The organism is Rathayibacter sp. AY1G1, assembly GCF_002932095.1.
Lineage (GTDB): Bacteria > Actinomycetota > Actinomycetes > Actinomycetales > Microbacteriaceae > Rathayibacter.
Genome location: NZ_PSUZ01000010.1, coordinates 53,221 through 66,104 on the forward strand (window position 1 = coordinate 53,221; position 12,884 = coordinate 66,104).

The window sequence follows — 12,884 nt, forward strand, 5'->3', positions numbered from 1 at the left end:
GCGTCAGCGGCACCCGTCGCCGACGATCTCCTGCACGACACGATCAAGGAGGATCCGTGAGATCACCACAACGAGAAGCCGCTCCGAAGGGGCGGTTGCGGCTGAGGCTGCTGGCCACGGCCGCGCTGACCGCGCTCCTGGTGGCCCCCTTCGCCGCCCAGACCTCGTCCGCCGCTGAGGCGGAGCTCATCGTCAACGGCGGCTTCGAGAGCGGCATCAGCAGCTGGTTCGTCAACAACGGCAACGCCGCCGACGCCGGCACCATCGCGACGACCACGGATGCGCGCACCGGCACCGCCGCAGCGCTCGTCACCGGCCGCACGACCACCGGCGCGGGCGCCATGCAGGACCTCAGCGGCAAGGTCGTCGCCGGCCAGACCTACCAGGTCAAGGCGCAGATCAAGTACGAGAACGCCGCGAGCCCCGCGACCAAGCAGTTCTTCGCCACCATGCACTACGGCGGAGGCACCTACACGAACCTCGCGAGCGTCACCGCCACGAAGGGGCAGTGGGCGACGATCAACGGATCGTTCACCATCCCCGCCGGGCAGAGCGTCGCGACCGCGCGCCTCTTCTTCGAGACGCCGTGGACCGCGACTCCCTCGGCCGCGCCCGAGACGCACCTCATGGACTACAAGCTCGACGACGTCTCGCTGGTCGGAGCGGCGCCGCCCGCGCCCGCCTCGCGCACCATCGAGGTCGTGGGCAAGATCCCGGGCGACCACAACCCGCTCATGGGCTGGAAGTTCGGCGCCGACGGCTTCGGCTTCGTCGAGAACGGCCGCGTGTACATGTACATGACGAACGACACCCAGGGCTACGCTCCGAACCCCGCCACGGGCGTCTCGGCGGGCATCGACTACGGCAAGATCAACCAGATCACCGTGATCTCCTCGGACGACCTCGTCAACTGGACCGACCACGGCGAGATCCAGGTCGCCGGCTCCACCGGAGTCGCGCCCTACACCGGCAACTCGTGGGCTCCCGGCATGGCGAAGAAGACCGTGAACGGCGTCGACAAGTACTTCCTCTACTACGCCAACGGCGGCGGCTCCAGCAACGTGATCACCGGCGACTCGCCGGTGGGTCCGTGGACCAGCCAGCGCACCTCCACGCTCATCAACGCGTCCACCCCGGGCGCCGAGGCGGTCGCGTGGAAGTTCGACCCGGCACCGCTCGTCGACGACGACGGCCAGGGCTACCTGTTCTTCGGAGGCGGACCCGCCTCGACCGCGCTCCCCGCGGCCGAGCGCTTCAACAACCCGAAGAACATCCGCGTGATCGAGCTCGGCGACGACATGATCTCGACCCAGGGCACTTCCGCCGTCGTGGACGCGCCCGTCGCGTTCGAGGCGGCCCAGGTGTTCAAGCGCCAGGACAAGTACTACCTCTCGTACTCGTCCCACTTCGGCGGCAACGACTTCGGCGGCAACCAGACCCGCGAGCCCGGCTACCCGGGCGGCGGCGAGATCGGCTACATGATCTCGGACGACCCGATGTCCTGGCCCAAGGAGAACTACGCCGGCGTGATGTTCCCGAACCAGAGCCGCTTCTTCGGAGCCGGCACCGGCGGCAACAACCACCAGTCGGTCTTCGAGCTGGGCGGCAAGTACTACTTCACCTACCACGCGCCGACGCTCAACAAGCGGATCAACGGCGACACCACCCAGGGGTACCGCAGCCCGCACATCCAGGAGCTGCAGTTCAACGCCGACGGCACGGTGCGGCAGGTGGTCGGCGACTACAAGGGCGTCGACCAGGTGAAGGACTTCGATCCGTACCGCACCTTCCCGGCCGAGACCATCGGCTGGAGCAAGGGCATCGCGACGGCGCCGCTCGGCACCCCCGCCGCGGGCGCGACGCAGAACCTCGTGCTGAAGGATCTCGACAACGGCGACTGGACCGCGCTGTCCGCCGTCGACTTCGGGGACACCGGAGCCGCGACGTTCACCGCGAAGGCCAAGGCGCTGCAGGCCGGCGGCACCGTCACCGTCCGCCTCGACTCCGAGACCGGGCCCGTCGCGGGCACCGTCGCGGTGAACGGGACGACCGGTGAGTGGACCGACGTCAGCGCCGCGCTGACCGGAGCGACGGGAGTGCACGACGTGTTCTTCAGCTACTCCGGACCCTCCGGCGACCTGTTCGAGCTCGACACCTTCGCCTTCACCGAGGGCGAGGCTGCTCCGGCGCTCGACATCACGGCGAGCGCTGCGACCCGCTGCATCGCGGGCAAGGCGATCGTCACCGTCCAGGCGAGCAACGGCTCCGACGTCCCCGTCGGCGTGACCTTCACGTCGACGTCCGGCACGAAGTCGTTCACCTCGGTGGCGCCCGGCAAGACCGTGTCGCACGCCTTCACCACCCGTCAGGCGAACCTGCCCGCCGGTGCGGTGACCGTCGAGGCCACGGCCACGATGAACGGCGCCCCCGTCGAGACGGAGGTGAGCGCTCCGTACGCGGCGCGCCCGTGCTCGTAGCGCACGGCTGAACCACCGGGGAGCGCCCCCGGCCCTGCGGGGCCGGGGGCGCTCCTGCGCGTGCGGGGGAGATCTCGATACGCCTCCGGGGCTGCTCGATCAGCATGTTCGCCGTACTGCTGGTCGAGCAGCGGCGCCTCGAGACCCCAGCTCGGTCAGCGGGTGTCGGCCAGGCGCATCGTGCCGCCGGCCTGGGCGGCGAAGGCGCGGGCGGTCGCCGCGATGGTGCGCTGCATGACCCGCGCCGCGGCGGTCGGCGCGAGGTCCGCCGGGCGCGCGAGGCTGATCGTCCGGGTCAGGGTGGGCTTCTCGAGCGTCGGCTCCTCGAGGCGGATCGAGCGCAGCCCCGGGCGCCCCTGCAGCACCATCGCCGGGACGACCGCGACCCCGAGGCCCCGCTCGGCGAAGCGCAGCACCGCGTCCATCTCGGCGCCCTCCAGCACCACGTCCGGCTCCAGGCCCGCGGCGGCGAACGCGGCGTCGGTCGTGCGGCGCAGGTCGTAGCTGGAGTTGAAGACGATCTGCGGGAGGCGGGCGACCGCCGCCAGGTCGAGCGCGCCGGTCGCGGCGAGGGGAGGCTCCGCGGCGGAGGAGACCACGACGAGCTCCTCGACGAGCAGCGGCGTCACCGTGAAGGCGCCGGGAGCGGCCGCGGTCGAGGTCGTCACCAGCGCCAGGTCGAGCTCGCCCCGGGCCAGCCGGTCGAAGAGGCTCCGCGACCCGTCCTCGGCGAGGTGCAGCTCCACGGCGGGATGCGCGGAGTGGAACGCGTGCAGCACCTCCGCGACGAGGCTGATGCAGAGCGTCGGCGTCGCGCCGAACCGCACCCGGCCGCGCTCGAGTCCGGCCAGCTCGGCCAGCTCGCGGCGCACCGATCCGGCGTCGGCGAGCATGCGCCGGGCGAGCGGCAGCAGCAGCTCCCCGGCCGGTGTGAGGGTGCTGCCGGAACGCGCCCGGTGGAAGAGCTCGGAGCCGAGGTCCTGCTCCAGCGCGGCGATCCGGCGGCTCAGCGAGGGCTGCGCGAGATGCAGCTCCTCGGCGGCGCGGGTGAAGCTGCCGAGGCGGGCGACCTCGACGAATCCGGTGAGCTGCTCGAGATCCACATGCATACCCTATGCGCATGGCTGTGCCCAGCATTATGCATTGGAGTAATCGAAGCGCCGTGCCTAGCGTGGAGGCATGACCACTTCAGAGACCACCGCACCGGAGCGTCGGATCTCCACCTCCGTCCTCGTCATCGGCACCGGCGGATCGGGCCTGCGCGCCGCGATCGAGCTCGCCGAGGCGGGCGTGGACGTCCTCGCGCTCGGCAAGCGCTCGAAGTCGGACGCGCACACCTCCCTCGCCGCCGGCGGCATCAACGCCGCCCTCGCCACGATGGACCCCGACGACAGCTGGCAGCAGCACGCGGCCGACACCATCACCGAGTCCTACCAGCTCGCCAACCCGCACACGGTCGAGATCGTCACCTCCAACGCCGCCCGCGGCATCCAGGACCTCGAGCGCTACGGCATGCCGTTCGCCCGCGAGGACGACGGCCGCATCTCGCAGCGCTTCTTCGGCGCGCACACCTACCGCCGGACCGCCTTCGCGGGCGACTACACCGGCCTCGAGATCCAGCGCACGCTCGTCAACCGGGCCGCCCAGCTCGAGATCCCGATCCTGGACACCGTGTACGTCACGCGCATCCTCGTCAACGAGGACGGAGCAGTGTTCGGCGCCTACGGCTTCGACCTCGTCGATGGCACCCGCTACCTGATCCACGCGGATGCGGTGATCCTCGCCGCGGGCGGGCACAACCGCATCTGGCGCCGCACCTCCTCCCGCCGCGACGAGAACACGGGCGACTCGTTCCGCCTGGCCGTCGAGGCCGGCGGCCGCCTGCGCGACCCCGAGCTCGTCCAGTTCCACCCGTCGGGCATCATCGAGCCCGAGAACGCGGCGGGCACGCTGATCTCCGAGGCCGCGCGCGGCGAGGGCGGCATCCTCCGCAACGGCCTCGGCGAGCGCTTCATGGGCAAGTACGACGCCGAGCGCCTCGAGCTCTCGACCCGCGACCGCGTCGCCCTCGCCTGCTACACCGAGATCAAGGAGGGTCGCGGCACGCCGAACGGCGGGGTCTGGCTCGACGTCTCGCACCTGCCGCGCGAGACGATCATGACCCGGCTGCCGCGGGTGTACCAGACGATGCTCGAGCTGCAGATGCTCGACATCACGAAGGACCCGATCGAGATCGCGCCCACGGCGCACTACTCGATGGGCGGGGTCTGGGTGCGCTCGGACGACCACAGCACCGACGTCCCCGGGCTCTACGCGATCGGAGAGGCCTCCAGTGGACTGCACGGCGCCAACCGCCTCGGCGGCAACTCGCTGATCGAGCTGCTGGTGTTCGGCCGCATCGTCGGTCAGGCGGCGGCGGAGTACTCCGCCTCACTGACCGCCCAGACGCGCTCGGCCGCGTCCGTCCAGGTCGCCCGCGACGAGATCGCCGGCCTGCTCGCGGCCGACGGCACCGAGAACGTCCGCGCCCTGCAGCGCGCGATCCGCAACACGATGACCGAGCACGCCGGAGTCGTCCGCGACGAGGAGGGCCTGCTCGCCGGGCTCGCCGAGCTGGACGCGATCGAGGCGCGCATCGCCGACATCGGCGTGCACCCGGACATCGCCGGCTTCCAGGACCTCGCCCACGCCTTCGACCTCAAGTCGGCCGCGATGGCCGCGCGGGCCACCCTCGAGGCCGCCCTCGAGCGCCGGGAGAGCCGCGGCTGCCACAACCGCAGCGACTACCCGGACATCGACCCGGCCCTCCAGGTGAACCTCGTATGGTCGCCCTCCACGGGGATCACCCGCGAGGAGATCCCCGCGGTGCCGGAGGAGATCCAGGCGCTGATCAGCGGCGAGGTCGCCACCGCGGGCAAGCTGCTCGAGTAGCCGGAACCGCGACGGCACGACGCCGGTCGCCCTCACCGCCTGCTCGCCGGGCACCACCGGCGCCCAGGCGCCCCCGGGATCCTCCTGGGGACCACGGACAAGGTCACCGCCCTGGATCCCGCCGGCTCCTGGGATCTCGGCTCGGCAACGCTGCAGAACCAGGTCTTCTCCTGGCTGCTGACCTCCGCCCCCGGATCGACGGATCCCGTGCCGGACCTCGCGGCCTCGGCCGAGTTCACCGACCCCACCCACTACCGCGTCGCCCTGCGCGAGGACGCCGCCTTCGCCAACGGCAATCCGCTCACCGCCTCGGACGTGGTCTTCACCTTCGAGAGCCAGGTGGCGATCACCGCTCCGAACGGCCCCTCGTCGCTGCTCTCCGACATGGTCTCGGTCGAGGCGGAGGACGACTCCACCGTCGTCTTCACGCTGGCCACCCCGGACAACGCCCTCTGGCCCCAGATCCTCACCAGCCCCGCCGCCGCGATCGTCGACGAGGACGTCTTCTCGGCCGACTCCCTCACCACCGACGACGACATCGTCGCCGGCGACGCCTTCAGCGGGCAGTACTCCATCACGAGCTACACGCTGAACTCGCTCGTGCAGCTCACCCGCAGCGACTCCTATGACGGCCTCCTCGGCGCCGCCGCCAACGAGTCCATGATCATCCGCTACTACGCGGACGAGAGCAACCTCAAGCTCGACATCCAGCGCGGCGAGATCGCGGTCGCCTACCGCACGCTGAACGCGACCGACACCGAGGACCTCCGCGGCGAGGAGGGCCTGACGGTGCACTCCGGTCCCGGCGCCGAGATGCGCTTCCTCGTCTTCAACCCCGAGACCATGCCCTACGGCTCCGCGACCCCCGAGGCCGACGCCGACAAGGCGCTCGCCGTCCGCACCGCCGTCGCCGACCTGATCGACCGCGACGAGCTGTCGGACCAGGTCTACAAGGGCACCTACGCGCCGGTCTACTCGATCGTCCCCAGCGCCCTGACCGGATCGACGCCGGCGTACGAGCAGGCCTTCGGCGACGGGAGCGGCGGTCCCAGCGCGGACGAGGCCGCCGCCGCGCTCCAGGCCGCCGGGATCACCTGTCCCGTCGATCTCAAGCTGCAGTACAACACCGACCACTACGGCTCCAGCACCTCGGACGAGTACGCGCTCATCAAGAACCAGCTCGAGCGCAGCGGGCTGTTCACGGTCGACCTGCAGTCGACGGAGTGGACGCAGTACGTGAAGGAGAAGTCGACGTCCTACCCGCTCTACCAGCAGGGCTGGTTCGCGGACTACCCGGACTCGGACAACTACCTGAACCTGCTCTACGGCACCGACGAGGCCCCCTCCATCCTCGGCGCCGCCGTGAAGGACGACGCCTACAACGAGGTCGTGCTGCGCGAGCGGAGCCTGGCGCCCGGCGACGAGCGCACCGCGGCGATCGAGGAGGCGCAGCGCCTCGCGGCGGAGAAGGCGATCACCGTGCCGCTCCTCGAGGGCACGGAGACCGTCATCGCCTCCTCCACGATCTCGGGCATCGACGACACGCTCGACGGCTCCGGCCGATTCCGCTTCGGGCTGCTCCGGAGCGAGTGATCGGGGCGCGCTGATCGGCCGGACGGGCCGCGGCGCCGCAGGAGGGGGAGACCCTCGGCGGCCGCCGCGGCCCGTCCGTGCGTCCGGGGGCGGCACTGCGAGGGCGGCTCTGCCAGGACGGGGCACCCGGATCGATCAGCGCGCCAGCGCCGCCAGCTCCGCCCGGGTGCGGGCCCCGGCCTTGCGCAGCAGGTTCGACACGTGGAACTTCACGGTGTTGCCGCTGATGCCGAGGTCGTCCGCGATCCGCTGGTTCGAGGCGCCGAGCGTGATCAGGTTCAGCACCTCCCGCTCGCGGGCGCTGAGCTCGGCGAGGTCGAGCCCGTCGGGCTGCGCCGGCGGATCGAGGGGGAGGCGGATCGACAGGGTCGACCCCCAGCCCGCGGTCGACGCGACCGAGAGCTCCCCGTCGAGCCCGCGCACGCGCTCGGCGATCGGGCGCAGGGCGTCGTCGCGGGTCGTCAGCTCGCCCCGGCCGTCGTCGCGGATCTCGATGAGCAGGTTGAGCCCGTCGCAGTCCCACTGGATCCGCACCCGGCGCGTCTGCTCCGACTCCACGAACGCCAGCACGGCGCTCCGCACGATCGCGCGGGCCCCGTGCGCCACTTCGCCGGGGAGGGCGCGCCCGGTGGCGGGCGGCTCGACGAACTGCACGTCGAGGTCGCCGAAGCGCACGAGCGGACGCAGGTCGCTCCGGAGCCGCGCGAACGCGCCCACGACGGGTTCCAGCATCGCGCTGCGCTGCTCGTCCGAGGCGGTGCGCAGCTCGACCAGGGCGTTCGCGGCGATGTCGATCGCGACGGTGCGGGCCGCACGGTCGTCGAGGCGCTCGGCGCGCAGGGCGGCGAGCACCGACTCCAGCGCCACCGCGTGCCGGTCGGCCTGCTCGGCCACCGTGCGGGCGTGCTGCTGCAGCAGGGTGCGGGAGGCGGGGGACTCGGCGGGATCCATCCTCCGAACCTACCCGTCCTACCCGCGAGCGGCATCGCCCACCCGATCGGGTAGGCGGACCTCCTCGATCAGGTGGCGCGCGGATCCGGTCGCCGGGCGCACTGTGGATCCATGCCCGCTGACGACCGCACCACCGACCCCGCAGAGGCGCTCGCCGTGATCGCCGCCGAGGTGTCCGCCGCGACCGCCTCGCTGACGACCGACCGCCTCGAGCCCGTCCTCGAGCTGCTCGCCGGCGCCGATCGCGTCTTCATCCACGGTGCCGGCCGCTCCGGCCTCGCCCTGCGGATGACCGCCATGCGCCTCATGCACCTCGGACTCGTCGTGCACGTGGTCGGCGACGTGACGACCCCGGCGATCCGCAGCGGCGACGTGCTGCTCACCGCGAGCGGCTCCGGCACCACCGGGGGCATCGTCCGCGCCGCGCAGGCCGCCGTCGACGCCGGAGCGCGGGTCGCGGCGATCACGACCGCCGCCGACTCCCCGCTGGCCGGGCTCGCCTCCGCCGTGGTGGTCGTGCCCGCCGCCGACAAGCTCGACCGCTCCGGGGCCGCCTCGGCGCAGTACTCCGGCGGGCTCTTCGAGCAGGTCGTCGTGCTCACCGGCGACGCCCTGTTCCACGCGCTCTGGCAGCGCCGCGGCGACAGCGCCGACGAGCTCTGGCCGCGCCACGCGAACCTCGAATGACCCGACTCCCCACCTCGACAGGAAGAAGAACCCCGTGAAGCTCCAGTTCGCCATGGACACCCTCAGCACCGACGCCGCCCTCGAGCTCGCCGCTGCCGCCGCCCCGCACGTCGACATCCTCGAGCTGGGCACCCCGCTCATCAAGAGCGCCGGCCTCTCCGCCATCACCGCCATCAAGGAGGCGCACCCCGACAAGACGGTCTTCGCCGACCTCAAGACGATGGACGCGGGCGAGCTCGAGGCCGACATGGCCTTCGCGGCCGGCGCCGACCTCGTGACGGTCCTCGGCGTCGCCGGCGACAGCACCATCGCCGGCGCGATCGCCGCCGGGAGGAAGCACGGCAAGGGCGTCGTCGTCGACCTCATCGGCGTGCCCGACAAGGCCGCCCGCGCCCGCGAGGTCGTCGCCCTCGGCGCCGAGTTCGTCGAGATGCACGCCGGTCTGGACGAGCAGGCGGAGGAGGGCTTCACCTTCGAGACCCTGCTGCGCGACGGCGAGTCCTCCGGCGTGCCGTTCTCGGTCGCGGGCGGCGTGAGCACCGCCACCATCGAGTCGGTGCAGCGCGCCGGCGCCCTCGTGGCCGTCGCGGGCGGGGCCATCTACGGCGCCCCGGACGTCGGCGAGGCCGCCGCGGCCCTCCGCGCCGCCATCGTCTGACCCGTCGGCGCCGCCGCCCCCGAGGCCCGCTGATCCGGGTCGCGAGGGCGGCGGCGCCCGCGTCCGCGCGGGAGGCGGCAGCGCATCCCCGCCGGACGCCCGGCCCCTCTCGACTCGCCGACGGCGCGGTCCTACAGTGGCTGCGACGACCCTCGACTCCCGCCGCGGGACCGACGGCGCCGTCGCGAGCGGAGGGAAGCCGTGTCCTCGACCGCCCCCGTGCCCGGAGCCGACGCCGACACCTCGACGAAGCTCCGCGACTTCCACCAGATCCTCCTCAACACCGCCGTCGCGAACGTGACGACGAGCTTCCTCTGGTTCGCACTCACGTTCTGGGTGTACCTCGAGACGCGCTCCGTCCTGGCGACCGGGATCATCGGCGGCGCCTACATGCTGCTCGTCGCGGTCTTCGCGATGGCCTTCGGCACGATCGTGGACCGGCACCGCAAGTTCCGCGTCATGGTGTTCGCCGGCGCGGTCACGCTGGTGTCCTTCGGCGTCGCGGGCGGTCTCTTCCTCGCGCTGCCCGAGGCGGCGCTCCTGGACTTCCGCGCCCCCTGGTTCTGGGTGTTCTCGGGCACGATCCTCTTCGGCGCCGTCATCGAGAACATGCGCAACATCGCCCTGTCCACGACGGTGACCCTGCTGGTCCCGGTGGAGGGGCACGCCCGCGCGAACGGCCTCGTCGGCACGGTCCAGGGCCTCGCCTTCGTAGTGACGAGCGTCTTCAGCGGGCTCGCCATCGGCCTGCTCGGCATGGGGTGGACGCTGGTGATCGCGATCGGCCTCTCCGCCGCCGCGCTCCTGCACCTCCTCTTCCTGCGCATCCCGGAGGACCGGCCCGCGCCGACGGGGGAGAGGGCGCCGCTGATCGATCTCCGCGGCAGCATCACCGCGGTGCGGGCGGCGACCGGGCTGTTCGCGCTCATCGTCTTCTCGACGTTCAACAACCTGATCGGCGGCGTCTACATGGCGCTGATGGACCCGTACGGCCTCGAGCTGTTCCCGGTCGAGCTGTGGGGCGTGGTGCTCGGAGTGACGGCGACCGGTTTCGTCATCGGCGGTCTGCTCGTCGCGAGGTTCGGTCTCGGGAGGAACCCGATCCGGACGATGCTGCTGCTCGTGATGGCGATGGGCCTGATCGGCGCGGTCTTCACCCTCCGCGACTGGTGGTGGCTCTACGCCGGCGGCATCTGGATCTACATGACCCTGATCCCGGCGGTCGAGGCCGCCGAGCAGACGGTGATCCAGAAGGTCGTCCCCTTCGAGACCCAGGGGCGCGTCTTCGGCTTCGCGGCGGCGTTCGAGTCGGCCGCCGCTCCGATCACGTCGTTCCTCATCGCCCCGATCGCCGAGTTCGCGCTCATCCCGTACATGGAGTCGCCGGCCGGGCGCTCGGCGTTCGGCGGGCTGCTCGGCGACGGCATCGGCCGGGGGATCGCGCTGGTGTTCCTGGTCGGCGGAGTCGTCATGATCATCGCGGCCGGCGCGGCGATGCTCACCGGCTCCTACCGCGTCATGTCGGCGCAGTACCTGCGGGAGGCCGCGGCGAGCGGGGAGGCGGAGCCCGTCGGCACGGAGGCGCCGGAGACGCACCGGACCGCGCCGAGCACCGTCGAGCAGAACCGCTAGCGCCCGCAGACGCCGCCCGTCATGCGCCTCCGGGGGGTCCGGCGGACCGGACGGCGCCGACACGAGGAAGACGTGCCGGACGCCCCCTCCCCAGGGTGCGGCGTCCGGCACGTCGGCTGCGACCACCCGGTCGAGGGGCCCTCCTCGACTCCCGAGCGCTCCGCTGCCCCGCGCCTCCGGAGGGAGACATCGGGGCATGCGGCGCCGGCGGGGGGGAGGGCTCTGGTTCCCCGCCCCGCCGGCGCCGGCCGCCCGCGAGGGGCGGCGAGGATGCTCGTTCGGGCGTGCCTCGAGTGACGGCTACATGCCGTCACTGAGCATGGACTGCACCAGCTTCACGTGGCGCTCGAGGTTCAGCTGGCTGAACTCGCTGTTGTAGTTGAGGCCGTAGTTCAAGATGTGACCCGGGGTGCACTGGATTGTCGCGTCCGGTCCGTCCCAGGTGCGCAGCAGTGCCAGGGCCGAGTCCCAGCTGCTGTTCTCGCAGTTCGTGTTGAAGGTGGTCGACGTGCCCAAGCCCGCGGTGTGCGAGATCTCGTGCATGGCGGTGCCCTCCACCATGTAGACGCGCTCCTTGCCGAAGCGGATCTGGCCGTAGATGTTCGCATCGGCCGTCGGGGTTCCGGGGCTGTACGAGACGGTCAGGGAGCGGGAGATGTTGCTGAGGCGGTTGTAGCGCGCCACGGCGCGGTCCATCGCGTCGGTGATGCGGGCGTAGGCGTCGGCCTCGTCCGCGGTCGGGCTCGCGACGCGGTTCAGCGTCCAGGTGATCTTCTGCACGGTCGGATCGGTCAGTGCCCAGCGCTGGGCCTTGGAGCCGGTGCAGGTCCACTGCTGAATGGGGGAGCCGTCGATCTGGCGGAAGTCCTTGTTGTCGAGGCAGAGGTCGCTGTGCCGATTGGCGATCTCGGCGTAGCCTCCGCCGACGGAGGTGATCCGCCACTGCTGGGCGGTGCTTCCGTTGCAGCTCCACTGCCGCACCTCCGAGCCCGGAGTGGTGCCGAAGTCGAAGTTGTCGAGGCAGAGGTTGCTGAAGGTGTTCTTGATCTCGGCGTAGCCGGTGCCGAGGTCGGTGACCTGCCAGCGCTGGTTGCTCCCCTCGGTGCAGCTCCACTGCCGCACCTCGGCTCCGGGCTGAGTGCCGAAGTCGAAGTCGTCGAGACACATGCTGCTGTGCTGGTTGCGGATCTCCTGCGCCGATCCGAGGCCGGCCGGGGCGGTGGCTGCAGAGGCGGGCGAGCTGATGCCGAAGGTCGTGATGCCGACGACGGCCGCGATCAGGGCGCCGATCAGGCGCTTGGAGGGGTGGGACTTCGTTGTCCGGGACATGGGTGCCTTTCACAGACATCCGGCGTCCCCGAAGGGACGCGGATGAGGGTCGCAGGAAGGAGCCGTGTCCGAAGGGATCGGAGCACGGCAGAGGATGCGCCGGAGCGACCGGGATGGTGATCCGGTCGTCCCGCCGCGGGACGCGTCAGCGCCGACGCTCCGAGTGGGATGGGAAGCTGATCACGACCTGCATGTTGACGTGGACAACCATCGACCGGTCGCGGAGCCGGTGTCAAGTGCCGGTCTCGAGCGGATCCGGTCCGAGCCCCGCCGGGCGAGGGTGATCCGTCCACGCGGATCCCCGTGCTCGCAGGGAGAGAGCGCTCACACCCGCCGTCGCTGCGGCATCGCCCGGGAATCCGCCATTGTTACCGTTAACAAAAGTCGGTACGGTGTCACCTGAAGTGGGCAAGCGCGTCCTCGCGCCTCGCGTCCCACTCCGACCGGTTCGAAGGCGAACCTGAGAGGAACGTCGATGATGACGACAGCACCACCCTCCCGCCGCACCCTCCCGCCGCAGGCCCACGCCCGGCCCCGATGACTGTCGGCCCGGCCGACACCTTCCACGCGGTGACCGCGGTCGGCGCCCGCAGCGCGCGACGTCTCGTCCTCGCACCCACGTCGAC

General features: G+C 71.5%; 9 protein-coding genes. 6 read left to right on the forward strand and 3 right to left on the reverse strand.

Annotated elements, in window-relative coordinates; all coding sequences use genetic code 11:
- Positions 1-56: 56 nt before the first annotated feature.
- Positions 57-2,477 (forward strand): family 43 glycosylhydrolase, encoded by a 2,421-nt coding sequence (locus C5C36_RS07320; protein WP_219814131.1) that lies wholly within the window; start codon positions 57-59, stop codon positions 2,475-2,477.
- A gap of 155 nt (positions 2,478-2,632) precedes the next feature.
- Here the strand turns inward: C5C36_RS07320 and C5C36_RS07325 are convergent, their stop codons facing one another.
- Positions 2,633-3,586 (reverse strand): LysR family transcriptional regulator, encoded by a 954-nt coding sequence (locus tag C5C36_RS07325; protein ID WP_104226031.1) that lies wholly within the window; start codon positions 3,584-3,586, stop codon positions 2,633-2,635.
- A gap of 70 nt (positions 3,587-3,656) precedes the next feature.
- On the opposite strand from C5C36_RS07325, the gene C5C36_RS07330 reads away from it, so the two are divergent.
- Together C5C36_RS07330 and C5C36_RS07335 are read left to right on the forward strand one after the other, a co-directional pair.
- Positions 3,657-5,408, forward strand: a complete 1,752-nt coding sequence (locus tag C5C36_RS07330; RefSeq protein WP_104224384.1) for an L-aspartate oxidase — start codon at positions 3,657-3,659, stop codon at positions 5,406-5,408.
- Between the two features lie 207 nt (positions 5,409-5,615).
- Entirely contained in the window at positions 5,616-7,001 is a 1,386-nt protein-coding gene (locus C5C36_RS07335) for an ABC transporter substrate-binding protein (RefSeq protein WP_104262328.1), read from the forward strand.
- A gap of 135 nt (positions 7,002-7,136) precedes the next feature.
- Here the strand turns inward: C5C36_RS07335 and C5C36_RS07340 are convergent, their stop codons facing one another.
- Complete coding sequence (locus tag C5C36_RS07340; protein ID WP_104262329.1) at positions 7,137-7,952, reverse strand: response regulator transcription factor family protein; 816 nt, start codon at positions 7,950-7,952, stop codon at positions 7,137-7,139.
- Positions 7,953-8,063: 111 nt separating this feature from the next.
- On the opposite strand from C5C36_RS07340, the gene hxlB reads away from it, so the two are divergent.
- The 3 genes from hxlB (at position 8,064) to C5C36_RS07355 (ending at position 10,929) form a co-directional block, all read left to right on the forward strand.
- Positions 8,064-8,639, forward strand: a complete 576-nt coding sequence (hxlB, locus tag C5C36_RS07345; RefSeq protein ID WP_104233664.1) for a 6-phospho-3-hexuloisomerase — start codon at positions 8,064-8,066, stop codon at positions 8,637-8,639.
- A gap of 34 nt (positions 8,640-8,673) precedes the next feature.
- A complete protein-coding gene (hxlA, locus tag C5C36_RS07350) occupies positions 8,674-9,297 on the forward strand; it encodes a 3-hexulose-6-phosphate synthase (protein ID WP_104224387.1) in 624 nt (207 codons plus the stop codon).
- A gap of 201 nt (positions 9,298-9,498) precedes the next feature.
- Entirely contained in the window at positions 9,499-10,929 is a 1,431-nt protein-coding gene (locus tag C5C36_RS07355) for an MFS transporter (RefSeq protein WP_104309486.1), read from the forward strand.
- A gap of 300 nt (positions 10,930-11,229) precedes the next feature.
- On the opposite strand, the gene C5C36_RS07360 is transcribed toward C5C36_RS07355, so the two are convergent.
- On the reverse strand, positions 11,230-12,258 hold the full coding sequence (locus C5C36_RS07360) for an RICIN domain-containing protein (RefSeq protein WP_104309487.1): 1,029 nt from the start codon (positions 12,256-12,258) through the stop codon (positions 11,230-11,232).
- Between the last annotated feature and the right edge of the window lie 626 nt (positions 12,259-12,884).